This window comes from Microbacterium rhizosphaerae (genome assembly GCF_034120055.1).
GTDB classification, from domain to species: Bacteria; Actinomycetota; Actinomycetes; order Actinomycetales; family Microbacteriaceae; genus Microbacterium; species Microbacterium rhizosphaerae.
Map to the genome: position 1 here is coordinate 3,402,423 of NZ_CP139368.1, position 22,294 is coordinate 3,424,716.

General features: G+C 71.6%; 19 protein-coding genes. 4 read left to right on the top strand and 15 right to left on the bottom strand.

The genetic code is table 11. From position 1 onward, the window contains the following. The first annotated feature begins 38 nt into the window (after positions 1-38). Together SM116_RS15555 and SM116_RS15560 are read left to right on the top strand one after the other, a co-directional pair. Positions 39-797, top strand: a complete 759-nt coding sequence (locus tag SM116_RS15555) for a patatin-like phospholipase family protein (protein ID WP_320941876.1) — start codon at positions 39-41, stop codon at positions 795-797. A gap of 53 nt (positions 798-850) precedes the next feature. Continuing rightward, complete coding sequence (locus tag SM116_RS15560; RefSeq protein WP_320941877.1) at positions 851-2,311, top strand: MFS transporter; 1,461 nt, start codon at positions 851-853, stop codon at positions 2,309-2,311. A 237-nt stretch (positions 2,312-2,548) separates the two neighbouring features. Here the strand turns inward: SM116_RS15560 and SM116_RS15565 are convergent, their stop codons facing one another. From SM116_RS15565 to SM116_RS15595, 7 genes are all read right to left on the bottom strand, one after another. Continuing rightward, the gene (locus SM116_RS15565) at positions 2,549-5,614 is read right to left on the bottom strand and encodes an alpha-mannosidase (protein ID WP_320941878.1); all 3,066 of its coding nucleotides are present in this window, start codon (positions 5,612-5,614) and stop codon (positions 2,549-2,551) included. Between the two features lie 189 nt (positions 5,615-5,803). Continuing rightward, positions 5,804-7,018 (bottom strand): ROK family transcriptional regulator, encoded by a 1,215-nt coding sequence (locus tag SM116_RS15570; RefSeq protein WP_320941879.1) that lies wholly within the window; start codon positions 7,016-7,018, stop codon positions 5,804-5,806. Positions 7,019-7,135: 117 nt separating this feature from the next. Beyond that, positions 7,136-8,122: an alpha/beta hydrolase gene (locus tag SM116_RS15575; RefSeq protein WP_320941880.1), complete on the bottom strand. Its 987-nt coding sequence runs from the start codon at positions 8,120-8,122 to the stop codon at positions 7,136-7,138. Positions 8,123-8,196: 74 nt separating this feature from the next. Further along, positions 8,197-9,570 (bottom strand): FAD-dependent oxidoreductase, encoded by a 1,374-nt coding sequence (locus SM116_RS15580; RefSeq protein ID WP_320941881.1) that lies wholly within the window; start codon positions 9,568-9,570, stop codon positions 8,197-8,199. 75 nt (positions 9,571-9,645) lie between these two features. Beyond that, positions 9,646-10,707, bottom strand: a complete 1,062-nt coding sequence (locus tag SM116_RS15585) for a polyprenyl synthetase family protein (RefSeq protein ID WP_320941882.1) — start codon at positions 10,705-10,707, stop codon at positions 9,646-9,648. Positions 10,708-10,716: 9 nt separating this feature from the next. After that, positions 10,717-11,466: a demethylmenaquinone methyltransferase gene (locus SM116_RS15590; protein WP_320941883.1), complete on the bottom strand. Its 750-nt coding sequence runs from the start codon at positions 11,464-11,466 to the stop codon at positions 10,717-10,719. A 9-nt stretch (positions 11,467-11,475) separates the two neighbouring features. Next, a complete protein-coding gene (locus SM116_RS15595; RefSeq protein ID WP_320941884.1) occupies positions 11,476-12,168 on the bottom strand; it encodes a TetR/AcrR family transcriptional regulator in 693 nt (230 codons plus the stop codon). 196 nt (positions 12,169-12,364) lie between these two features. Between SM116_RS15595 and SM116_RS15600 the strand changes: the two genes are divergently transcribed. Beyond that, the gene (locus tag SM116_RS15600) at positions 12,365-13,744 is read left to right on the top strand and encodes a flavin monoamine oxidase family protein (protein WP_320941885.1); all 1,380 of its coding nucleotides are present in this window, start codon (positions 12,365-12,367) and stop codon (positions 13,742-13,744) included. 111 nt (positions 13,745-13,855) lie between these two features. On the opposite strand, the gene SM116_RS15605 is transcribed toward SM116_RS15600, so the two are convergent. From SM116_RS15605 to SM116_RS15630, 6 genes are read right to left on the bottom strand one after another with little or no spacing between them, the layout of a single operon-like run. Next, the gene (locus SM116_RS15605; protein ID WP_320941886.1) at positions 13,856-14,485 is read right to left on the bottom strand and encodes a hypothetical protein; all 630 of its coding nucleotides are present in this window, start codon (positions 14,483-14,485) and stop codon (positions 13,856-13,858) included. Then, positions 14,482-15,825 carry a DUF58 domain-containing protein gene (locus SM116_RS15610; RefSeq protein ID WP_320941887.1) on the bottom strand — a complete coding sequence of 448 codons (1,344 nt, stop codon included), beginning with the start codon at positions 15,823-15,825 and terminating at the stop codon, positions 14,482-14,484. Before SM116_RS15610 ends, SM116_RS15605 begins: the two co-directional genes overlap by 4 nt. 18 nt (positions 15,826-15,843) lie before the next feature. Further along, entirely contained in the window at positions 15,844-16,842 is a 999-nt protein-coding gene (locus SM116_RS15615) for an AAA family ATPase (protein ID WP_425563192.1), read from the bottom strand. Continuing rightward, complete coding sequence (locus tag SM116_RS15620; RefSeq protein WP_320941888.1) at positions 16,839-17,369, bottom strand: hypothetical protein; 531 nt, start codon at positions 17,367-17,369, stop codon at positions 16,839-16,841. Before SM116_RS15620 ends, SM116_RS15615 begins: the two co-directional genes overlap by 4 nt. Then, positions 17,366-18,079: a DUF4129 domain-containing protein gene (locus SM116_RS15625; protein WP_320941889.1), complete on the bottom strand. Its 714-nt coding sequence runs from the start codon at positions 18,077-18,079 to the stop codon at positions 17,366-17,368. Before SM116_RS15625 ends, SM116_RS15620 begins: the two co-directional genes overlap by 4 nt. A gap of 49 nt (positions 18,080-18,128) precedes the next feature. Next, on the bottom strand, positions 18,129-18,668 hold the full coding sequence (locus SM116_RS15630; protein ID WP_320941890.1) for a DUF402 domain-containing protein: 540 nt from the start codon (positions 18,666-18,668) through the stop codon (positions 18,129-18,131). A gap of 42 nt (positions 18,669-18,710) precedes the next feature. Between SM116_RS15630 and SM116_RS15635 the strand changes: the two genes are divergently transcribed. Beyond that, the gene (locus SM116_RS15635) at positions 18,711-19,982 is read left to right on the top strand and encodes an isochorismate synthase (RefSeq protein WP_320941891.1); all 1,272 of its coding nucleotides are present in this window, start codon (positions 18,711-18,713) and stop codon (positions 19,980-19,982) included. A 34-nt stretch (positions 19,983-20,016) separates the two neighbouring features. Here the strand turns inward: SM116_RS15635 and SM116_RS15640 are convergent, their stop codons facing one another. Then, a complete protein-coding gene (locus SM116_RS15640) occupies positions 20,017-21,327 on the bottom strand; it encodes a cytosine permease (protein ID WP_320941892.1) in 1,311 nt (436 codons plus the stop codon). Between the two features lie 160 nt (positions 21,328-21,487). Continuing rightward, complete coding sequence (locus SM116_RS15645; protein ID WP_320941893.1) at positions 21,488-22,162, bottom strand: GntR family transcriptional regulator; 675 nt, start codon at positions 22,160-22,162, stop codon at positions 21,488-21,490. Positions 22,163-22,294: the final 132 nt, after the last annotated feature.

A 22,294-nucleotide genomic window follows, 5' to 3' on the forward strand; every position in this document is an offset into this window, starting at 1 on the left:
CGTTCTCCCACACACCTCGATGACTTTGGAGCAGCCACGTGAGCGACGACACCACCCTCGGCCTCGCGCTCGGCGGCGGCGGCGCATTCGGCGCGGCGCACGTGGGTGTGCTCCAGGTGCTCGCCGAGCGCGGTCTGCGCCCCGGCATCGCCACGGGCACGAGCTCGGGGGCTCTCATCGCGGCCGCGTACGCCGCCGGCGTCGGGCTCGACGACATCGAGCGCGCCGCGCTCGGCTTCCGCTGGAAGTGGATCGCGTCGTGGTCGCTCCGTCCGCGCTGGGGTCTTCTCGACACGCACGCGGTCACCCGCTCCGTCCATCGCGTCTTCGGTGAGGATCCGCTCATCGAGAACTTCTCCCGCCGGTTCGGGGCCGTCGCGACCGACCTCCGCACGCGTCGCGCGGTGATCCTCGACGAGGGCCCGCTCAGCACCGCCCTGCGTTCGAGCATCGCGGTTCCGGGACTGCTCCCGCCCGTGCGGCGTCACGGCGCGCTGCTCATGGACGGCGGCATGGTCGACAACGTCCCGGTATCGGCCGCGCGCGCGCTCGGCGCCACCCGCACGATCGTCGTGCGCCTGCACGCCAAGTGGGAGAACGTGCGGATGATGCGCACCCTCACCCGCACCGCGGACCTCCTGGCCGACCCGTCGGTCGTTCTCATCCAGCCCGAGATGGAGCGCATGGCCCAATGGACGATGGGCGATGTGCCGCGCCTGATCGCCGAAGGCCGCCGGGCTGCGACGGAGGCGCTGGATGCTGCGCTCCTCCGCGACGACGTCATCCTGACCGCCTGACGCATTTCACGGGCTGGGAATAGCCTGCACGCGACGCGGGGTTGCACCCCGTTATGGCGAACGACATCGGGTTGAGATCTGAACGAGGCGCGATCCTTCTCGCCGTCATGGTGGCCACAGGACTCGTGGCCATCGACTCGACGATCATCGCGACCGCCGTTCCCTCGATCGTCGACGATCTCGGGTCGTTCTCGTCTTTCCCCTGGCTCTTCTCGGTCTACCTGCTGACCTCGGCCGTGACTGTGCCTGTCTATTCGAAGCTCGCCGACACCATCGGCCGCAGGCCCGTGCTCCTGTTCGGCATCTCGGTGTTCCTGCTCGGCTCGATCCTGGCGGGCATCGCGTGGAGCATGCCGGCGCTCATCATCGCGCGGGCCGTGCAGGGCATCGGCGCCGGCGCCATCCTGCCGCTGTCGATCACGATCGTCGGCGACATCTACACGATCGCGGAGCGCGCCCGGGTGCAGGGCTACATCGCGAGCGTGTGGGCGATCGCGGCCGTCGTCGGCCCGACACTCGGCGGGATCTTCGCCCAGCTCGGCATCTGGCGCGGCATCTTCCTCGTCAACATCCCGCTGTGCATCGCGGCCGCCTGGCTGCTGCTGCGCAACTTCCGCGAGACGGTCGAGCGCCGGCCGCACAAGATCGACTATGTCGGAGCTGCACTGCTGACCGCATCCATGACGCTCATCATGCTGGGCGTGCTCGAGGGCGGCACGGCGTGGGCGTGGAACTCCGCGGCGGGCATCGGCATCTTCGCCGCCGGCGCGGTGCTGCTCGCCGTGTTCGCCGTCGTGGAGCATCGTGTGTCGGAGCCGGTGCTGCCTTTGTCGATCTTCCGCCGCCGGATCATCTCGTCGACGACGGTCCTCGGTTTCGGGATCGGCATGGGCCTCGTGGGCCTCACGGCCTTCATCCCGACCTACCTCGAGGTCGGCACGGGCGCCTCCCCCCTCGTCGCCGGCCTCGCCCTGGCGACCTTCACGATCGGTTGGCCGATCGCGGCCGCCCTCGCCGGACGGTTCTACCTCCGGTGGGGATTCCGCGCGACCTCGATCGGCGGCGGAATGCTCGTGCTCGCCGGAACGGTGGTGCTCGCTCTGCTGGCTCCGCATCCGTCCGTCGCGCTGGTCGCGATCAGCTGCTTCTTCATCGGCGCGGGCTTCGGCTTCGCGGCCGTCCCGAGCCTCGTCGCGGCGCAGTCGAGCGTCGAGTGGAGCGAGCGCGGGGTCGTCACGGGCGCGAACATGTTCGCCCGCTCGCTCGGCCAGGCGCTCGGCGCCGCGATCCTGGGTGCGATCGCGAACTCGATCATCATCCGGATGGGTGGCGACGCCCACGACGCGCACACGATCGTCTCCGCATCGGTGGCGGTGTTCATCGCGGTCGCGGTGGTCGCGGTCGGCATCCTGGTGTCGGCGATCTGGATGCCGAAGGTCGTCGACATCGTCGGATCGCACGCCGTGACCGAGAAGGCTCCGGATGCGACGGGGCCGGTGCCGACCGCGGGCTGAGGTCGCGGGTCACCCCGTTTCGTCTCGCTCCGCTCGCTCAACGACCGGCGCGGCGCGGATCACCACGTTTCGACTCGCTCCGCTCGCTCAACGACCGGCGCGGGACGGGTCACCACGTTTCGTCTCGCTCCGCTCGCTCAACGACCGGCGCGGCGCGGATCACCCCGTCTCGACTCGCTCCGCTCGCTCAACGACCGGCGCGGCGCGGATCACCACGTCTCGACTCGCTCCGCTCGCTCAACGACCGGCGCGGCGCGCGCGGAGCGTCACGATCTCGAACGGCCGTACAGGAAGGACGATGGTCGCGCCGACGACCGGCTCGGAGACGGCATCCTCGAGAAGGTCCGTCCGCACGATCGACGCGACATCGGCATCGAACGTGACGGATGCTTCGCCCCGGCGCCCGAGCGGCTCGTACAGCCGCACGATCACATCGCCGGAACGGTCCTCGGCCAGCTTGACCGACTCCACCACGACGCCCTGAGCCTGAACGAGCGGTTCGACCGATGCCCGACCGGGACGCAGCGCGAGGTTGAGGCGGTAGCCCTCGGCGACCGCATCCGGCACCTCCGCACCGACCGTCAGCGACGACCGGAACACGTGTCGGCCCTGATCCGCGTCGGGATCCGGATACAGCGGAGCCCGCAGCAGCGACTGCCGCACCAGCGTCGTCGTGCCGCCGCCCTCTCGCGCGTGACGCGTGACGTCGTGGCCGTAGGTCGCATCGTTCGCGACGGCGACGCCGAACCCGGGCTCGCCGACATGGACCCATCGGTGGGCGCTCGTCTCGAACCGCGCCTCATCCCACGAGGTGTTGCGATGGATGGGGCGCACCACATGACCGAACTGCACCTCGAAGCTCGCCGTCGTCGTGTGGATGTCGACCGGGAACGCGAGTTTCAGCAGGCGCTGCCGCTCATGCCAGTCGACCTCCGTCGTCACGTCGATGCGCGCCGATCCCGCCGACACCGAGAACTCCTGCGCGACCCGAGAATCGCCGAAGGCCCGCTCGACCCGCACGGCCACGCGCTGCGAGGACTGCTCGACCACGACGATCGACTCGACGGATGCCACGACCTCGCCGTGACGCCGGTAGTTCTCGTCGACATCCCAGGCGTCCCACTGCGCGGGGATGTCGCGGAAAACCTGCAGCTCGCCGGCAGCCTGACCGGGAGCGATCGCCTCGCGGCCCGACGCGGCATCCACCGCCGAGACGATGCGGCCGGAGGCGTCCAGCACGAAGCGGACACGATCCGTCGAGAGCACGTACGTGTCGCCCGCGCGCGCGAGGCGTGCATCGGACGCCGTGTGCGCGGGTCCGGAACCCAGCGCGGGAACTCCGTCGACCGCGAAGGGGCCGGCATTGAAGAGGGCGGATCCAGCGTCGGGTGCCGGGTGCGACCCCTCGACAGGCTCGGGGACCGAGGAGGGGGGCTCGGGGACCGAGGAGGGCGGCTCGGGCAGCGGGCCGGTGAGGGCGGCCAAGGCATCGGCGATCACCTGCTCGAGGGCGACCCGCACGCGGGCGTAGCCGGCCTCGGCCTCGCGGTGCACCCAGGCGATCGACGAGCCGGGCAGGATGTCGTGGAACTGCTGGAGCAGCACCGTGCGCCACGCATCCTCGAGCACGTCGTACGGGTACTCCGTGCCGGCCCGCACGTGCGCGGTCGCCGCCCAGAGCTCCGCCTCGCGCAGCAGGTGCTCGCACCCGCGGTTGCCGCGTTTGGTGCGGGCCTGCGACGTGTACGTCCCGCGGTGGAACTCGAGGTAGAGCTCGCCCGCCCACACCGGCGGGTGCGCGTACTCCTCGCGCGCCTCGGCGAAGAACTCCTCCGGGCCGGTGAGCCGCACGCGCGGCGAGCCCTCGAGCGACCGGGTGCGCGCGGCCGCCGCGAGCATCTCGCGCGTCGGCCCTCCCCCGCCGTCGCCGAAGCCGAAGGGCACGAGCGACGAGTTCGCCGCGCCCTTCTCCGCGAACTGGCGCTCCGCCCGCGCGAGCTCGTGGGCGCGAAGCTCGGCTCCGTACGAGTCGACGGGCGGGAAGTGCGTGAACATCCGGGTGCCGTCGATGCCCTCCCATTCGAACGTGTGGTGCGGAAAGACGTTGCGCTCGTTCCACGAGATCTTCTGGGTGAGGAACGAATTCAGCCCCACGCCCGCCATGATCTGCGGCAGCGCGCCGGTGTATCCGAACGAGTCGGGCAGCCAGCCGATCGTCGAGCGACGCCCGAAGGCGCGCTCGAAGAAGCGCTGCCCGTAGACGAACTGCCGCACGAGCGCCTCGCCGCCCGGAAGGTTCGTGTCGGCCTCGACCCACATTCCGCCGACGGGCACGAACCTCCCCTCCGCCACACGCTCGGACAGCCGGGCGAACAGACCGGGATACCGTTGCTCGACCCACGCGTACTGCTGTGCAGAGGAGGCGGCGAAGACGAAGGCCGGGTCGGCGTCCATCAGGTCCAGCACGTTCGAGAACGTGCGCGCGCACTTGCGGATGGTCTCGCGCGTCGGCCACAGCCAGGCCGAGTCGATATGCGCGTGTCCGACGGCTGCGACGCGGTGCGCACTGGCGTTGGCGTGCGCGGCGAGCGCGGGGGCGAGCGCCTCGCGGGCGACGGATGCCGTGCCCCCGATGTCATCCGGGTCGGAGAGGTCGACGGCGCGCTCGAGTGCTCGCAGGATCTCGGCGGCCCGCGGCGAGGTCGGAGGCAGCTGGCCGTACAGTCCGCGCAGGACCGCGACGTCCTGAACCAGCTCCCACGCCTCGCGATCGCGCAGCACGAGGTCCGCGCGGCGCAGGGCGTACAGCGGAGCCGTTCCCGCAGTCGCCTTGTCTCCGAAGCGGGTCGGGGCGAACGTCCAGTTCTGGCCGATGTCGGGGTTCGATGCGGCCTCCACGTAGACGTCGACGGCAGCGCCCGATACGGGGATGTGGGTGTTCCGCGGTTCGAGGGCCTTGACGATGCGGCCGTCGGGCGCGAAGACGAGCCCCTCGGCCTGGAACCCGGGCTGGCCGAGGTGGAACCCGAGGTCGACCTCGAGCTCGGCCGATTCCGCGTCCCAGTCCTCCGGGATCCGTCCCCGCAGGCGGAACCACGTCGTGCCCCACGGCGTGCCCCACGGCGTACCGACGGCGAACGGGACGAACTGCTGCGCGACGGCCTCGGCGAACGGCACCGGCTCGTCCGGCACAGTCCACGCGGTGATGTCGAGCGGCACGGAGGCGCGCTCGACGGCCGGCGCTAAGCGGTCACGGATGAAGCGATCGACACGTCTGAGAACGAGGGCGGAGTCGTCGAACATTGGAGATTCCTTCCGTCGACGGAGGCGGGAGGCGGCGGTACCGGACGGGTGAAGACTTCCCCCGAATGTCCCTGCGCTCCGCGACTCCACCCCAGTAGGAGTCGCGGAAGTCGAAGACCCGCCCGGTACCGCATGTTCTTGCTTCGGGGAAGATATTACACCATTTGGATGAAAAGCGGAAGACTTCCGTCACCGCGTGATCAGCAGCCCCTCGGGGCGCGGCGAGAACGCATGGTCGAGCACGAGGCTCGCAGCGCCCACGGCGGCGACGTCGTCGCCGAACTGCGAGCGCTCGAACTGGATCTCGTGGGGCAGCACCCACAGCGGCGAGCTGTGGACGCGGTCCGGAATGCGAGCCAGCAGGAACTCCTGCGCCACCGGGAAGAACGGGCCCCCGAAGTAGACGCGGTCGACATCGAGGAGGTTGGCGAGCTGGACGAGACCCTGCGCGATGTCGTCGGCCGCGGCATCCAGAATCGCGATCGCCTCCTCGTCGCCGTCGGTCGCCGCCTGCACCAGCTGCCCGAAGAGGCCGCGGACCTCCTCGGTGCCGAGCGACCCGTCGTGCGCCTGCAGGACGCCACGGGAGATCGCGGCATCCACCAGCACGCTCGGCATGGCGGTGATCGCCGGGCGGCGCGGCCGGCCGTCGGCCGAGCCGACCGTGAGGGCGGCGATGTCGCCGGCGTTACCCGTCACACCGCGCACGACCTCGTTGCGCAGGATGATGCCGGTGCCGAGGCCGGTGCCGTAGTAGAAGAAGATCGCGTTGCGGTCGTCGGCGGTGCCGCCGGCCCAGAGCTCGGCCACGGCTGCGGCCGTGACGTCCTTCTCGAGGAGCACCGGCATGTCGAGGGCGTCGGCGAGCTCGTCGCGGATCGCGACATCGCGCCAGCCGTGCAGCAGCGGCGGGTTCAGGACGGTGCCCGCCGCCACGTCGATGGGACCGGGCGCCGCGACGCCGACGCCCATGATGCGCGTGCGATCCACGCCCGCCTCGGCGACGAGGTCGTCGACCGTCTCGGCGATGCGGGCGATCGTGACCCGGGCCTCGGCCGACTCGGGAGTCGCGATGACGCGGTCGGCGACGACGTGCGACGCGAGGTCGAGGAGCACGACGGTGATGACCGTCGGGTCGAGGTGCACGCCGATCGCGTAACGCCCCGCGGCGTCCAGGCGCAGGATCGTGCGCGGCTTGCCGACGCCCGCCGAGACGGTGCCGGCATCCACGATGAAGCCCTCGTCCAGAAGGCGCCGCGTGACGTTCGAGACCGTCTGGGGGCTCAGGCCCGTGCTCTCCGCGAGCTCCACGCGACTGACGCCGTCCGTCGAACGCCGCACCGCGTCGAGGATCACCGCCTGGTTGTACCCGCCGACTGCGGGCAGATTGGCTCCTGCCTGCATTGGCCCTCCCGATCTGTAGCGACGACATTACCGCGCCGCGCCTGCTCGCAACCTACCGTGACGCGCTGTCCGTGCACCGGTGGCGCGCTGTGTGTGACGCTCCGCCCGCCTGACTGCTCACCGAGAGCGGTGCGCAGACAGCGCACCGCGGATCCAGCCGTCGACGATCGCGAACGCGCGGTCGCGCGCGGGCGCCGCCGACAGGAAGACGTCGTGGATGGCGCCCTCGATGCGGCCGACCGTGATGACGTCGCCGAGCTTCAGTGCGGCCCGGGCGATGTCGTCGACCCACAGCACCGAATCGGCCGAGGTCGTCTCGCTCGTCCAGCTGAAGGGCGACGAGCTGCGCGCCGAGAGCAGCACGAGCACCGGGCAGTCGATGCGGAGCCCGGAGGCCACCGTGGCGTGGCCGGCGAGGATCGCCCGCATCCATCCCGGCCGTGTCGTGAAGCCGCGCCCGGGGCGCCAGTCCTCGCGATAGCCGGGGGTCGGGATCGCCCCGATCTCGCGCTGGGCGCGGGTGTAGAAGCCGAGGTCGACGTCCGGCTGCGGCCGGCGTGGATCGAGTCGCGCCGCGGCGCTCACGAGCGGGGCGATGGCCTGCCGGCCGAGCGCTCCGACCTGCAGCTCGAGCCACGGTGCGTTGAGGATGACGGCCTCCGCGGCACCGCGATGGCGGTCGGCCCACAGCGCGAGGATGAGCCCGCCGGTCGAGTGGCCCTGCAGGATCAGGCGGCGGCCCGGGCCGATGACATCGAGCGCGGCCGCGATGTCGGCGTCGTACGCGGTCAGGGTGTCGATGTCGCCCGGGGTCTGGCCCGCCCGCAGACTGCGGCCGTACTTGCGCAGGTCGAGCGCGTGGAAGCGGGCGCCCAGCCCCGTCCAGAAGCGCGCGACGGCCGTCTGGAAGAAGTAGTCGGACCACCCGTGCACGTAGAGCACGTCGACTCCGGCGAGCGGTCCCGTGAGGTCGCGCACGAGACTCGGGCGCGAGCGGACGATCGTCGCGACGACGGGCCCTTCGTCGTCCGTGCCGAGATCGAGCGTGCGCTGCTCGAACGGGGGGCCGAGGATGTCGGCATCCCATCCGCTCCGCGTGCTCACGACACGAAACTACCGGGCAGCCGCCTTCGCGCGCCCGCGCTCGACGCACGCCGTACGTGCTGCGGCTTCGGGATCTACTGCGCCCGGGACGCGTCGAGCATGTCCTGGCGGGGGACGACCTTGATGCGAGCCCGCTCCTCGGCGGCGCCGAGCGCCATCTCGTGGCTGTCGAGGCGGTGCCAGCCCTCGAGGTCGGTCCACTCGATGCCGCGGGACTCGAGCAGGGCGGGGATGCTGGCCTCCGACGGGTCCTCCGGGTCCCACCAGGTGCCCTGGCCGTTGATCAGGTGGCGGATCGTCTCCATGGCGTCCGACTTGGTGTGGCCGATCAGGCCCACCGGGCCGCGCTTGATCCAGCCCGTCGCGTACACCCCGGGCACCCGCTGGTTGGAATCCTTGTGCAGCACCTGGCCCTCACGGTTCGGGATGACCCCGTGGCGCTTGTCGAAGGGCACGCCGGGTAGGGGCGAGCCGAAGTAGCCGACCGCGCGGTACAGCGCCTGGACCTCGACCTCGCGCAGCTCGCCGGTGCCCTCGACACCGCCCTCGCCGTCGGGACGCGTGCGCTCGTAGACGAGCGCGCTGACGCGGCCCGTGTCATCCGTCTTGACCTCGACGGGCTTCGCGTAGAAGTGCAGGTGAAGACGGCGGGATGCCTCGCCCCCCGCGTTGTTCACGCTCGGCCGTCGGCGCCACGACTGCAGCACGCGGTCGATCACCATGACCTGCTTGTTGCTGGCGATGGCCGCGCGGGCCGCATCGTCGTAGACGAAGTCCTCGTCGTACACGACCATGTCGACGTCGCGCAGCTCGCCGAGCTCGCGCAGCTCGAGCGGCGTGAACTTGACGTTGGCCGGGCCGCGGCGGCCGAAGACGTGCACGTCGGTGACGGCGCTGGACGCGAGGCCCTCGTAGACGTTGGCGGGGATCTCGGTCGCGAGCAGATCGTCGGCGTGCTTGGCGAGCATGCGGGCGACATCGAGGGCGACGTTGCCGTTGCCGACGACGGCGACGGATGCGGCATCCAGCGGCCACTCGCGCGGGAAGTCCGGGTGTCCGTCGTACCAGCTGACGAAGTCGGCCGCGCCGTACGACGCCTTGGCACCGATGCCCGGGATCGCGAGGTCGGCGTCGCGGATCGCGCCGGTCGCGAAGATGACGGCGTTGTAGTGGCGCTTCAGGTCGTCGAGCGTGATGTCCGTGCCGAAGCGCACGTTGCCGAAGATGCGGATGTCACCGCGGTCGAGCACCTCGCGCAGGGCCGTGATGATGCCCTTGATGCGCGGGTGGTCGGGCGCGACACCGTAGCGGACCAGTCCGTACGGTGCGGGGAGCTGGTCGAACAGGTCGATCGAGACGTCGAACTTGCGCTCGGCCTTGAGCAGGATGTCTGCGGCGTAGATGCCGGCGGGGCCTGCCCCGACGATCGCGAGTCTGAGCTTGGTCATGGATTCCTTTCGGTTCCCGGTTGCCGTGCTCGTCGAGGGGCGGTGCGACGCGTCGACGGGCTCAGCGACCGGTCCTCAACTGGAGCGGTCAGCGACGGCTTGGGCGAACAGGGACAGAGCCTCGCGCACGGGCCCGTCGGGCAGCGGCGCGATGGCGTCGACGGCGCGCTGGGACCAGGTGTGGGCGAGCGCGAGCGTCGCAGCGGTGGCCTCGTCGTCGCGCAGGGCGATCAGGTCGGCGTCGAGGATCGCCGTGTCGGCGCCCTCGGCGATGCGGGCGACGCCCTCGTCGATGCGGGCGCGCAGACCGGTGGCCGCGTCGTCCGTCCGCTGCGACAGCAGCAGGTACGGCATCGTCGGAACGCCGGCGCGGAGGTCGGTGCCGGGGACTTTTCCGGTCTCGTCGGCGTCGCTCGAGAGGTCGATGACGTCGTCGATCAGCTGGAAGGCGATGCCGGCGGCCTCGCCGAACTCGAGCATCGGCTGCTCGAACTGCTCCGGTCCGTTCCCGAAGAGCACGCCCGCCTGGGCGGCCGCGGCGATGAGCGACCCGGTCTTGTCGGAGAGCACCCGGATGTAGAACTCGACCGGGTCGTCGCCGTCCTGCGGACCCACGGTCTCGTGCATCTGACCGAGCACGAGCCGCTCGAACGTGTCGGCCTGCAGCTGGATCGCGCGGTCGCCGTGGCGCGCCATGATCTGGCTCGCGCGCGAGAAGAGCAGGTCGCCCGTCAGGATCGCGACGCTGTTGCCCCACACCTCGTGAGCGCTCGGAACACCACGGCGCACGTCGGCGCCGTCCATCACGTCGTCGTGATAGAGCGATCCGAGGTGCGTGAGCTCCAGGGCGGTGGCGCCTTCGATCACGGAATCCGTCGGTCCCTCGCCGAGCAGCGACGCGAGGATCGCGAGCATGGGCCGCACGCGCTTGCCGCCCGCCTCGTACAGATAGCGGCTCGTGGCGTCGGCCAGCGGGTCGGCGATGCGCAGTTCGGAGGCCAGCTGCACCTCCACGCGCGCCAGAGCCGCTTCGACCGTCTTCAGCAGGCGCCGCGACCGCACGCCCGCGAAGACGCGGTCGGAGAGCCCCAGGCGGCCGGCGATATGCGAGCCGGGCAGGGCAGGGCGCGGAGTCACGCCTCCAGCCTACCGATCGTGCTCCTGGGCGATCGCTTCTGAGACGGACCGCTTGACGGCACGATGCAGAGCGACGATGCCGAACGTCAGGTCGCGGTACGCGACATCCGTCCATCCCGCCTGCCGGATGCGCGCCATGAGCGGGCGCTGAGCGGGCCAGTCGCGGATCGACTCGTTGAGATAGTCGTACGCCTCGGCGTTGGAGCTCACGACCTTCGCGACCACCGGGAGGACGCGGTCGTTGTAGAACGAGTACAGCGCCGCGAACACCGGCGACTGCGGGTGCGAGAACTCGCAGATGACGAGGCGTCCCCCGGGCTTCGTGACGCGCAGCATCTCCTCGAGCGCCTTCGCCGTGTCGACGACGTTGCGGAGTCCGAACGAGATCGTGACCGCGTCGAACTCGTCATCCGCGAAGGGCAGGTTGGTCGCATCCGCCTCCACGAACGAGAGATTCGGGATGCCGCCGTGCCTGCGCCGCCCCTCGGCGATCATGCCGGGCGAGAAGTCGCCGGCCACCACCTCGGCCCCGCTGCGGGCGAGCGCGACACTGGAGGCGCCGGTGCCCGCCGCGAGGTCGAGGATGCGCTCCCCGGCCTTCGGGGCGACCGCATCGCGCGTCGCGATGCGCCACAGGCGATCCTGTCCGAGGCTCAGGATGTCGTTCGTGCGGTCATAGCCCGCGGCGACCTCGTCGAACATGCCGCTCACGCGCTTCGGGTCCTTGTGCAGGTCTGCGCGGTTCGGCTCGGGGGTCACCGTTCGAGTCTATTCACCGGGGTGGCGCGGGGGCTGGACGGTCGCCCAGCCGCGGCCGGAGCCCCAGACCGAGTAGAGCCCGGTGATGATGGACTCGACACCCAGGCGGAAGAGGGCGTCGCCCGGGCGCTCGCCCAGATCGTCGACGGATGCCGCGAATGCGGCGTAGGTGCGCGCCAGCAGCGGCTCCTGCGCGGAGCTGCGCGGCGCGTAGACGTCGTCGGGCGACGGCGAGTCGAGCGCGGCCCCGAAGATGTACGTCTCGAGGACGCTCATCGAGGCGATGATGCTCTCCTCGGGCCAGCCTGCGGCCGCGTATCCCGCGATCACCCGCTGGTACATGAGGGAGGTGTGCGGGGTCTGCGCGAGCGGCACCTCGACGATGACCGGTACGAGCTCCGGGTGCTCGCGCAGCCGGCGCAGGTAGCTCCACGCCCAGCGCGCGAGCGCCTCCCGCAGCGGGAGCGTGCCGAAGCCCGACGTGTCGAGGCCCGCCGCGAAGCGTTCCTGCACCGCCGCCAGGACCGCCGCGCGCGAGGGCACGTGGTGGTACAGGGCACTGGGCGCGACGCCGAGTCGGGCCGCGATCGCACGCATGGTCAGGCCGCGTGCGCCGTCGCGACGCAGCACTGCGTACGCGGCATCCGTGATGCGCTCCGCATCCAGCACCGCCTCGCGCGGCCGCCCGCGTGGTCTGTCCATGTCTGTCCTGAAAAATGAACACTGGATGCGCCGCATCCATCGATATTCCCCTCATTTTCGCGCAGAAATTGAACACGGGGGCGACTTCGTTCCGCCGAGCGATGCCCGCGTCCATACGATCGTCGGGCCGGACGGCGTGGATGCATCCGGTGGGGGCCCGGCGCATCGTCGCGTCGCCCGACCGAGGAGGACCATCGTGACGCCAGCTTCCGCACCCGTCGAGCTCGACCGGGATGTCGTCGTCATCGGAGCGGGCATCAGCGGCCTGGTGACCGCCCGCCGACTCGTGGAGGCCGGCCACACCGTCGCCGTGCTCGAGGCCCGCGATCGGGTCGGAGGGCGGACGTGGTCGCAGGAGATCGACGGATCGTTCTTCGAGATCGGCGGCCAGTGGGTGTCGAGCGACCAGGACGCGCTCAAGGCGCTGCTCGCCGAGCTCGGCAAGGAGACGTTCCCCCGGTACCGCGACGGGAACTCGGTGTATGTCGCCCGCGACGGCGATCGCCGGGAGTTCCGGGGCGCGTTCCCCGTGGCTTCCTCGACCCTCGAGGAGATCGACCGGCTCGTGGCCGCGCTCGATGCGCTCGCCGCCGAGATGGATGTCGACGCGCCCTGGGCGCACCCGCGCGCGGGCGAGCTCGACTCCATCCAGTTCAGCTCCTGGCTCGCGTCGCTCTCGGACGACGAGGAGGCACGGCGGATCGTCGACCACTACATCGCGGCCGGAATGCTGACCAAACGCTCACACACGTTCTCCGTCCTGCAGGCGATGCTCATGGTCGCCTCGGCCGAGACGTTCGAGAACCTGATCGACGAAGGCATCCTGCTCGATGCGCGGGTCGTCGGCGGGATGCAGTCGGTGTCCGAGCAGATCGCCGCCGAGCTCGGGGATGCGGTCTTCCTGGGCGCTCCCGTGCGCCGGCTGTCGTGGGGCCCGTCATCCGTCGTGGCCCTCGCGGACGGTGTGACGGTGCGTGCGCGGTTCGCCGTCGTGGCGGTGCCGCCGCCCCTGTACTCGCGGATCTCGTACGAGCCCGCACTGCCGCGCCTGCGGCAGATCGCCCACCAGCACCAGTCGATGGGGCTCGTCATCAAGGCGCAAGCCGCGTACGACCGCCCGTTCTGGCGCTCCGCCGGGCTGTCCGGGACGGGCTTCGCCTCGCACGAGGTCGTCTGCGAGGTGTACGACAACACGTCGCCGCACGAGGAGCGCGGGATGCTCGTGGGCTTCGTCGTCAGCGAGCGGGCCGAGGAGATGTGGGCCCTTCCCGCTGAGGACCGCAAGCGGGCGATCCTGGAGTCTTTCGCCGCGTACTTCGGTCCGGAGGCGCTGGCCCCGGCGGCGTTCCTCCTGGCGGACTGGGGCAGCGAGGAGTGGACCCGCGGCGCGTACGCCTCGAGCTACGAGCTCGGCGGGCTCAGCCGCTGGGGCCACGTGCAGAACGAGCCGGTCGGCCCGATCTACTTCGCAAGCTCCGACATCCAGGGGGCAGGCTACATGCACGTCGACGGAGGCGTGCGCATCGGGGATGCCACGGCCACGCGCATCGCGGAGCGGCTGACCGCTGACGCTTGACCCGCGCGCCGACAGCGGCGTTTCGACTCGCTTCGCTCGCTCAACGACCCGCAAGAGGTGAGTCGACGACCGGGGAAGGCCGGACCGACGTGAGGCGTGACGCGGATCGGGTCAGCGACGCGGGGACGACAGCGTCAGCACCACGGCGATCAGTCCCACACACGCCGCGGCCACGATGGCGAACAGCGCGGCGGTCGGCGCGTCGAAGACGCGCACGCCGCGCAGCGATGCCGACGCGAACAGCACGGCGGCCAGCAAGGCCTGCGCCGGCACCTGGATGAGCACCCACCGCACGAGCGGCCGCCGCAGCACGCGCACCTGCATCCGGGACCGCCACGGCACGACCATCGTCAGCCCCCCGAGCACCTGCAGCAGGTGGACGATCGCCAACGTGGCGTACGGGCGCCAGTCCGCCGCATCCGCCGGACGCGCCAACGGGGCGAGTCCGATGACGAGAGCGCACCCCCACGTGCCGAGCGAGCCGGGTGCGAACGCGCCGACCACCGCGAGCGCCACCGCGATCACGGCATACGGCGGGTCCATGAACGCGAACGCCGCGGCCGCGACGACGACGACCGCCGCACGCGGCACGACGCCGGAGACACTGCCGGCGACCAGGAAGCGACTGCGCAGCAGCGTCCCCCGCCGGCCCGCGAATCTCGACGCGGCCGAACCGCCATCCGAGGTGCCGGCCGCGGGCGCGGTCCCCGCGCCGGCGGCAACACCCTCCGACACCGTCATCTCCGCCTCCGCATCCGCGCCATCGCGCGCAGCGCTGCGGCGCGCTCGGCTTCCGACGCATCCCACGCCAGCAGGTCCGCACCCATCCCCCGGACGTCCGCGAGCCGGTCGTCGCGCTCTCCGAGGATCACGCGCGAGGCGGCCTGCATCTCACGGCGCATCCGCTCCGGCCGCAGGCGCGGCAGCGTGTCGACGGCGAGCACTCGATGACCCGCGGCCCGCCAGAGCCCGACCAGGCGCACCGGCTCGTCGTCGAGGAAGGTCGAGAGGAGGACGACGAGTGCGCCGGGAGCGACCGTCGGGGTGCGCACCCGCGCGTAGCGCAGCTGAGCAGAGGCATGCACGATCGCCGCTCGCAGCCGCTCGCGGTGACGCGCGCCCGATCCGCGCGGCACCGCTCCGCGCGCCCGGGAGAGCACCTGGAACGACACCTGGTCGGCCTGCGCGAGATACGCGGATGCGAGACTCCACGCCGCTTCGCGGGCGACATCCATCGAGGTGGGGTACGGAGTCATCCGATCGCCGAGGATCCAGCCGTGGACCACCCCGTCGAGGTCGTCCCCGTCGTCGAGCACCAGCGCGACATCGAGGTCGGACGTCGCGAACGTCCGTCGCACGTAGAGGTCGCCGGGGCGCCGCGCCAGTCGCGCGGTCGCCTTCCAGTCGATCCGTCGCAGCCGATCGCCCGGCGCGTAGGGGTGGATGTCGCGGAACTCCCCGCCGTCACCCGCACGCGTCGCATCGTGCGCGCCGGTGAGCCCGCGCAACGCCGCCGGCAGTGGCAGGAACGGCACGGGCACCGCCCGCGGCTGGATCACGCGACGGATGCGGACCCCCTCGGTCGGCTCGCCGATCCACACGGCGTCCGCGCCGACGGCCCGGACGCTCGCCGACACGACGTCCAGCTCACCGGAGTGCCGGATCGGCACCCGCACCACGGCGGACGCTCCGGGCCCGGCGAACACCGCGCGGAGCGTCTCAGCCTCGCGCGCGACCGCGGTCACGATGACGATCTCGGCATCCCGCGCGTCCACGTCGACACGGATGCGGGCCGCCGTCGGGTCCGCGGCATCCCGCGCCTGTTCGGTCAGGCCGATGTCGGGCGCGGCCTCCGGACGGCGACGGGCGAGCGACACCGCGACCGCGACGACCAGCACCATGCCGAAGACCACGACGTCGGCGCGACCGGCGATCGCACCGACGGAGAAGAGGATCGTGCCCGCGCCGATTCCGACGCCGGGCGCCGGGGTCAGACCGCGGGGCTGCGGCCCGTGCCGGCGCCGCGGCGCGACGGGCGGCTGCGGCAGAGCCGCGTCGGCCTCCTCACCCCACCTGGTCACTGCCGCCGCCGATCCCGCTCAGGCGCGCCCGACGGACGCGGGACCGGGAACGCGCCCGACGATGCCCGCGACGACGGTCGCCGCATCCGTCCCCGCCGCCCACGCGGCCGGCGTGAGGGTGAGCCGGTGTGCGAGAGCCGGCACCGCGACCCGCTTCACATCCTCGGGAGTCACGTAGTCGCGCCCCTCGATCACCGCGAGCGCCCGCGCGACGAGCATCAGCGACTGGGACCCGCGCGGCGACGCCCCGACCTCGACGGACCGGTCGGCTCGCGTGGCCGACGCGAGGTCCACGCAGTACCGCATGATGTCGGGATCGACATGGAGCCGCTCGACGCCCGCCTGCATCGCCAGCATGTCATCGGCCGAGACGACCTGCGGCACCTCGGTCGCCTCCATGCGACGCGCGACGCGGTTCGCAAGGATCCGCTCCTCACCCTCGCGGTCGGGATACCCGACCGCGAGCCGCACCAGGAACCGGTCGAGCTGCGCCTCGGGCAGAGCGTATGTGCCCTCGTACTCGATGGGGTTCGCCGTCGCGATCACATGGAACGGCCGCGGCAGCGGATAGCTCGAGCCCTCCACCGTCACCTGGCCCTCGGCCATCGCCTCGAGCAGCGCGGACTGCGTCTTCGGAGCCGTGCGGTTGAGCTCGTCCGCGAGCAGCAGGCCCGTGAAGACCGGCCCCTGTCGGAAGACGAACTCCCCCGTACCCGGCGCGTACACGAACGACCCGGTGATGTCGGACGGCAGCAGGTCGGGCGTGCACTGCAGCCGCCGGAACGGCAGGCCCATCGCAGCGGCGAGAGAACGGGCGGCGAGGGTCTTGCCGAGTCCCGGCACATCCTCGAACAGCACGTGACCGCCGGCGAGGATCGCCGCCAGCGCGATGCGCAGCGGCTCCTGCTGCCCCACGACGACGGTGCCGACCGCGGACAGGATGTCGTGCGCCGAGCGGGAGACGCCGGCCGCGTCGAGCGCATCGACGGAGGTGTGGGCGGATGCGGGGTCGGTCACGGAGTGTGTCGTCCTTCCTGGATGGTGGCGGCGGGTCGGCCGGGAGCGATCGCGTCCAGTGCATCGAGGCAGTGCTCGATCGCGCTGAGCGGTGGACGCGGGCCACCGCTGCGCATCAGCAGCGCGTAGGCGCTCTCGCCGATGAGCGCCTCGATCCGCTCCCGGTGCGCCGGGTCGTCGAGATCGAGACCATGGCGCGTGAGCCGCCGCCGGGCGAACAGGCGGACGCGCTTCTCCCCCGGCTCGCTCACCTGGCCGTCGCGGTCGCGCAGCGCCCAGGAGAGCTGCGCGGCATCCGACCGCACCCCCGGACGCGGTCCGGGCCGGAGGCGGTAGGCCGGCGGAGCCGTCGACCCCGCATAGCCTCCCCAAGCGATCCCGGCGGCCACGACGGTGACCGCGAACGCGAGCGTCGAGGCGACCGAGATACCGACGAACCAGAGGAACAAGCCGGCCGGCACGGCGATCGCGAGCGCACCCACGACGGGTCCGAGCGGGATGGCGCGCGCGCGCGGCGGCCGGCTCACTGCGGCACCGCCTCCGGCCGGGAGGCGCCGTCGTTCCACGACTGCTGGAGCGCGAGCAGGCACCGCCGTGCGGTGGAGACCGCCGCCGCATCCGCCGGTCGCCCGCTGAAGCGCACGTCCTCGTACACGTGCACGAGCTCTTCCGCCGCCTGCCGGTCGGCGTCGAAGCGGGCGATGATCCGGACGGCGTACTCCGTCGGCGTCTCCGACGGACGGCGGGCGGCGCCGGCGGCGACCGCGGCATCCTCGAAGCCGAGCCACGCCTGCACGACGGCATCCGACGGATCTCGCTGCTCGTCGAGGGCGGCGAGGGCACGCGCGATCCCGCGTCGTACGACGGGAGCATGGATGATGCCGCCGTCCGGCGCGGGAAGGGCGGCGTCGTGCAGCGTGGGCACACCGGTCATGCGCCGGCCCTCGAGCCGCAATCTGATGCGCATGAGCGCCCGCAACAGCAGAATCAGCAGCGCCAGAGTGCCCAGCACGATGAGCGCGTTCTGGATGAGCTGCACGAGGTTCATCGTGTCGTCGGGCCGGCCGCCCGGCGTCTGCACCGGCTCCGGCGTGCGGGTGATCCGCGGCGCGGCGGGCTCACCGCTCCACCGCGGCTTCTCGATGAAGATCGGACCGGCCAGGAGCACGCCGACGACGGCGCCGACGGCGAGGATCACGACCGCGACGACCAGTCCCCTCGAACGCGGATGGCCCATGCCGTTCACGCTACGTCCTGCACGGTGGCGTGGGCCAGAGGGGGCGCGCTCAGAGGCCGAGTGCCACCAGGCGGTCGAGCCACACGTCTCCCGTGGCGGTGTCGAACGGCGGCAGCTCCGCGCGCACCCGGTTCTCCAGGTCGACCGCGAGCGTCTCGAGGTGCTCGACGACGTCCGCAGGATACGCATAGCGGACGCGATGTTCGGCCCACTCGTCGCGGTCGTCGATCCAGATGCCGCGGCCGTCGTCCGCGCGCACGACGTCGAGGTCCATGTCGATGGCCTCGGGGACGCCGGCATCCGTCCACCGCAGATCCCACGCGAGGTCGATGTAGAACCGGACCTTTCGCGGATGATCGCGGTTCATCGTCGCCGCGTAGTCCCCGCTCGGCGGCAGCAGGGTGACGTTCGGACCCGCCGCGGTGAACGAGGCGCCCGGACGCCTGCTCCCCCAGCCGACGGGCTGGCCGACCCAGTCGCCCCACTGGTCGCTGCCGAGGTAGACGACGTCGTTGATCCAGTGCGGCGAGCCGTCCCACTTGCGCCACCGGAAGGCGAGCGGGGTTCCGGGATCGGGGCGGGCACTCACGATCGCCAGTCTAGGTTCGGGCGCGAGTCTAGGCTGGAGGTCGTGCAACATCTGGTGGTCGAGACCCGCGAGATCGCCCCCGTCGAAGACCTCCTCGAGTTCACCGACCCCGCCGCCCCGCTCGCCTGGCTCCGTCGCTCGGACGGCTTCGTCGGGTCGGGACCGGTCGTGTGGCGAATGGATGCCGGCGGCCCCGGCCCGAGCGGACACGGCGGACGTCTGGAGACCCTCTCGGCGGCGTGGTCCGAGCTGGTGGCTGCCGCATCCGTCGACGATCAGGTGCAGCTTCCCGGAACCGGGCTCGTGGCCTTCGGCGCCTTCGCGTTCGACGAGGGTTCCACCATGCCGTCGTCGCTGATCGTCCCGTCGCTCATCGTCGGACGGCACGCCGGTCGCGGCTGGGTGACGCGCATCTCGATCGGCGAACCCGCGGGCGAGCCGCATCCCGTCCCCTACGGGCCGTACTGGGCGGGGACGCTCGGTCCCGGTGCACTCGGCCCCGAGGGGTATCAGTCGGCGGTGCGGCAGGGACTGGACGCGATCGCGGCGGGCGAGGTCGGCAAGGTCGTGCTGGCGCGCGAGCTCGTCGGCAGCGTCCCTGCGGGCGCCGACCTGCGCAGGCTCGCGCGCGCCCTCTCGAGCGGCTACCCCGACACGTGGACGTATGCGGTCGACGGCATCATCGGCGCGAGCCCCGAAACCCTTGTGACGGTCTCGGGCGGCACCGTGACGGCGAGGGTGCTGGCCGGCACGACTCCGCGGGGGGCGGATGCGGACGCGGACGTCGTCGCCTCCTTCGCCCTCGCCACCTCCGCGAAGGACCTCGACGAGCACGAGTACGCCGTGCAAAGCGTGCTCGCCGCCCTGCGTCCGCACACCACGGCGCTCGCCGCCAGCGAGCAGCCGTTCACCCTCAAGCTGCCGAACGTGTGGCACCTGGCCACCGACCTCGAAGGAGACCTCGCGGACGGCTCGAGCGCGCTCGAGCTCGTGCGGGCGCTGCATCCCACGGCTGCCGTCGCGGGATCCCCGACGGCTGCCGCGATCGCCGCCATCCGCCGCATCGAGCCGTTCGACCGCGGGCGCTACGCCGGTCCGGTCGGCTGGATCGATGCGCACGGCGACGGCGAATGGGCGATCGCCCTGCGCTGCGCGCAGTTCCCGGGGCCGATGCCGCGCCGGCACGCGGAGTACATCGCCGGGCAGCGAGTCGTCGCCCACGCCGGTGCGGGGATCGTCGCCGGCAGCGATCCCGAGTCGGAGCTCGTGGAGACGCGGGTGAAGTTCCGGCCGATCGTGGACGCTCTGGCCTGAGCGCCCCGGCGCCGGGCCCGCCGCCTGGACCGGTTCAGACGGTGCGCCGCCCGCGCGACAGCTCGATCGCGAGGTACACCGCGAGCCCCACGACCAGACCGGTCACGGCATCGGAGAGCACGGGCACGAACAGGTGTGTCAGGAGCGCCACACCCGCGCCCGCCGCCCACGCGACGAAGGCGCTCGGGCGCACCCGGGCCTCGGCACGGCCGGCGTTCCGCTTGCGGAGGATGACCTGGTCCGCGATCAGCACGGCGCCGAGCGGCGGCACGAGCACACCGAGGAGCACGAGCCAGTTGACGAACAGGCTCCAGGCGCCGAGCAGCGCGACGACGACGCCGATGACCCCGAGGATGAGGGTCAGGATGCGCATCTTCGACCCGACGAGGTGCGACCAGCCCAGAGCCCCGTTGTAGAGGCAGTGCGTGCACACCGAGCCGAGGTTCACGACGACGAACACGAGCACCAGCATGTCGAGCAGCGGGTTGCCCGGGCCGGTGAGGATCGGCGTGAAGTCGCCGCCCGCGGTGCCGGCGTTCGCGATCGCGCCGGCCGCGACGAGCACGCCGCCGGTGAGCTGGGCGATGAGGCTCGCGACCGGGAAGGCCGTCGAGGTCGCGACGACGGCCTGCCTGCCGTTCTTCGACCAGCGCGTGAAGTCCGCGGTCATCGTGCCCGAGTCGGCGAAGGTGGCCATGATCACGGTGACGGCGACGCCGAAGGTCATCGCACCGCCGCCGACGCCCTGATAGTCCGCGATGGCGCCGAGGTCGGTCGTCTGCGCCGCGACGGCGATCGCCGCGATCGCGGCGACGAGGAACAGCGGCGCGGCGATGGCGCCGATCCACGACAGCGCCGTGATGCCGAGGTAGGTGAGGCCGATGAACAGGACACCGGCGATCGCGACGATGATCGTCTCGTTCCAGCCGAACGCCTTGTGGAGGCTCGCGCCGGTCGCGCCGGTGTTGAACGCGAACCAGCCGACGACGACCGTGGAGAGGAAACCCGAGGCGATCGCGTACCCACGGGTGCCGAACGTCTCGGTGGCCTGGAGGGCGAAGCTCTTGCCGGTCTCGCCCGCGCGATAGCTGAGCAGCCCGACATAGACGAACATGATCAGGTTCGCGACGACGATCGCCGCGAGGCCCTGCCAGAAGCCGAGCATGGCGACGACGAGTCCGCCCGGGACGGCGTTCGTCAGGATCATCGGGAAGCCGAACCAGACCGCGGAGACGGTCAGGAGCGACTTGCGATGGGTCAGCGGGACGGGTGTGTGCTCGAACTCGGACTCGAGCTCGCGCCCGGTGTCGGTCTCGGCTGCTACGGCGGTGGGTTCGGAGGCCATGTGTCGTCCTTGGTGCGCGACGGGGCGGTGCACGGATCGGCTCGGTGCCGCCGCGCGCACGACGGTCGCCATCTCGAATGGTATTCCATTCTCCGAGATTGGTATACCTCGGTGTGATGAGGGGCACCGAGGGCGCGTCAGCGAGGGATGCGACGCAGGATCAGCGGGCTGCGGCGTCGCCCAGCGTCCGGTCCTCGTCGCGCCACGTGGGGTCGTCGAGGTACCGGATGTTGCCCATGTGGGCGAGGATGAGCGTGCTGGCACGAGCGACGTCGCGCTGGGCGATCGCGTCGTACAGTGCCTCGTGCTCCGCCGCGACCTGCTCGATGTTCTCGTGCTGCACGAGCAGCCACCGGATGCGGCTGCGCAGCAGCCCGTCGATCTCGAACAGCAGGTCGTTGCCGGCGATCGCGGTGACGGTCTCATGGAAGTCGGCGGCGGCCCGACGAGCCTTCGGCGCGTCGCCGGCGCGAGCCGCGGCGAGCTCCGTGTCCAGCACGCCGCGCAGGCGCTCGAGGCCCTCGCGGGTGCGGCGATTCGCGGCGAGACGGAAGGTCAGCACCTCGAGCGCGGAGCGCACCTCGTTGAGGTCGGCGACGTCGGCGGGCGTGAACTCGCGCACGGTCGCCCACGTGCGAGGCCGCGGCGTCACGAGCCCCTCGGCGACGAGCGTCTTCAGCGCGTCGCGAACCGGGACCCGGCTGACGCCCAGATCCGCCGCGAGATCCCGCTCGACGAGGCGACTGCCCGGCTTGCGCACACCGTCGAGGATCTCGTCGCGGATGACGCGGGTGGCGCGTTCCACTTCGGATTCGTACTCGACCTCTGACGTCACGCGCCCATTCTCGCACCCCCATGCAGCGGAATGGGACGCAGTCGAAGGGGTGGTATACCGGTCGGACCAAAACGGTCCCCGAGCGGGTCGAGGGGGCGGGGCCAACGGTGATCGTCGGTGCGACCCCTCGAC

What these genes read in the sequence shown, in the direction of transcription:
- SM116_RS15595 (WP_320941884.1), bottom strand. Translation starts at nt 12,168, where the DNA reads ATGGACAGACCACGCGGGCGGCCGCGCGAGGCGGTGCTGGATGCGGAG.
- SM116_RS15580 (WP_320941881.1), bottom strand. Translation starts at nt 9,570, where the DNA reads ATGACCAAGCTCAGACTCGCGATCGTCGGGGCAGGCCCCGCCGGCATC.
- SM116_RS15560 (WP_320941877.1), top strand. Translation starts at nt 851, where the DNA reads ATGGCGAACGACATCGGGTTGAGATCTGAACGAGGCGCGATCCTTCTC.
- SM116_RS15625 (WP_320941889.1), bottom strand. Translation starts at nt 18,079, where the DNA reads ATGGGCCATCCGCGTTCGAGGGGACTGGTCGTCGCGGTCGTGATCCTC.
- SM116_RS15640 (WP_320941892.1), bottom strand. Translation starts at nt 21,327, where the DNA reads ATGGCCTCCGAACCCACCGCCGTAGCAGCCGAGACCGACACCGGGCGC.
- SM116_RS15570 (WP_320941879.1), bottom strand. Translation starts at nt 7,018, where the DNA reads ATGCAGGCAGGAGCCAATCTGCCCGCAGTCGGCGGGTACAACCAGGCG.
- SM116_RS15565 (WP_320941878.1), bottom strand. Translation starts at nt 5,614, where the DNA reads ATGTTCGACGACTCCGCCCTCGTTCTCAGACGTGTCGATCGCTTCATC.
- SM116_RS15605 (WP_320941886.1), bottom strand. Translation starts at nt 14,485, where the DNA reads ATGACGGTGTCGGAGGGTGTTGCCGCCGGCGCGGGGACCGCGCCCGCG.